Origin of the sequence: Streptomyces sp. CAI-85, assembly GCF_013363615.1 — a bacterium.
GTDB lineage: Bacteria > Actinomycetota > Actinomycetes > Streptomycetales > Streptomycetaceae > Streptomyces > Streptomyces antibioticus_B.
This window is the reverse complement of the sequence record NZ_JAANNX010000272.1, coordinates 1-535: the sequence shown is the minus strand read 5'-3', so window position 1 is coordinate 535 and position 535 is coordinate 1. Positions and strand designations below refer to the sequence as shown.

Annotated in this window: 1 pseudogene; it reads left to right on the top strand. The window is 69.2% G+C overall.

Features of this window, described 5'->3' with window-relative positions:
• Positions 1 to 233: 233 nt before the first annotated feature.
• A pseudogene (locus tag G6W55_RS38215) lies at positions 234 to 535 on the top strand (hydrolase); the annotation flags it as partial.

The window sequence follows — 535 nt, the reverse complement described above, 5'->3', positions numbered from 1 at the left end:
GGTTTCGCGCTGCGCGAACCTGCGGATCTGGGGAACTCACCAGGTGTCTCCAGCGGTTGTCTTGGCATACGGGCGCGACGGACGCGTACGTACCAGGTGGCATCCATCCTGCCGCAGGCCAGGAGTCGGCGAAGCACCGAGGCCCGATCGGGCCCCGGGGTGTCTACGCTGGGTGTTGCAGGGCAGCCGCGCTGCCGGACCAGAACCGGCGGCCTTACCAGCCGAGGAACCCCGTGAGTGACACCCCATTCGGATTCGGCCTTCCGCCGGAGGAGCCGGAGGACGGCGACGAGGGCAAGAAGAAGGACCAGCAGAGCGGTGGTGGTCAGGGACCGGCCAACCCGTTCGGTTTCGGCGGGATGCCCGGAGCCGGAGGCTTCGGCGCCCCGGGTGCCGACAATCCGCTCGCCGCCATGTTCGGTTCGCTGAACCCCACCGACCTGGGCGCCGCGTTCCAGCAGCTCGGCCAGATGCTCTCCTACGAGGGCGGCCCGGTGAACTGGGACATGGCCAAGCAGATCGCCCGCCAGACGGT